The 584-nt window shown below is 59.9% G+C and carries 2 protein-coding genes; both read right to left on the bottom strand.

Features of this window, described 5'->3' with window-relative positions; all coding sequences use genetic code 11:
* On the bottom strand, positions 1-152 hold a 152-nt coding region (tnpB, locus tag SB822_RS54780), incomplete at its 3' end, for an IS66 family insertion sequence element accessory protein TnpB (protein WP_410858809.1).
* Between the two features lie 2 nt (positions 153-154).
* Positions 155-584: transposase (locus tag SB822_RS54775; protein WP_410858808.1), on the bottom strand; the 430-nt coding region annotated here is incomplete at its 5' end.

The following is a 584-nucleotide window of genomic DNA, read 5'->3' as shown; positions in this document are numbered from 1 at the left end:
TCCCAGCCAAGGATCTTGATCCTGTCGCGACGCCGGTTTCCGAAGATGTAAAGCGACGAGTCCATCGGATTCAGGCGCATCGACTGTTCAACGAGAATCGACAGGCTGTTCATGCCGTACCGGAAGTCGACAGGATCGCGGTGCAGATACACCTTCAGATTGTCGTCGAACCGGAACACGGCATCCTCCCAAGGATCTGAACCAGGGTTGTCAGTTCATCAATGGTCGCGATGGCTTTGCCCAGTTCGAGTTCGACACCGTTCGAGAGATGCACATGTAGCGTGAGCGTCATCGACGGGGGTGGCGGTGTGGACGCAGGCGGTACCGCAACGACTGGTACGAACGCAGGTGGTGGTGCCGCGGCAACGACGAGTTGGTGAGAACTCAGAGGATCGATCGCCAGGCTGTCAGTCGCATCACCCGAATGCGGCAAGTCGTCGCCGTTATCCCGCGGCGTCGGCGAGACGCCTTTCTCGCGCTCCATCAGGTATTTCGTGATCCACTTGCGCAGCAGATTGGCGTTGATCCCGTGCTCTTGCGCCATGCGCGCCACCGAGACGCCCGGGCGTAACGCCGCCTCGATC

Origin of the sequence: Paraburkholderia sp. SIMBA_054 (assembly GCF_046534875.1) — a bacterium.
Lineage (GTDB): Bacteria > Pseudomonadota > Gammaproteobacteria > Burkholderiales > Burkholderiaceae > Paraburkholderia > Paraburkholderia hospita.
Note: the sequence above shows the minus strand (reverse complement) of the source record. Positions and strands in the feature narration are given on the sequence as shown.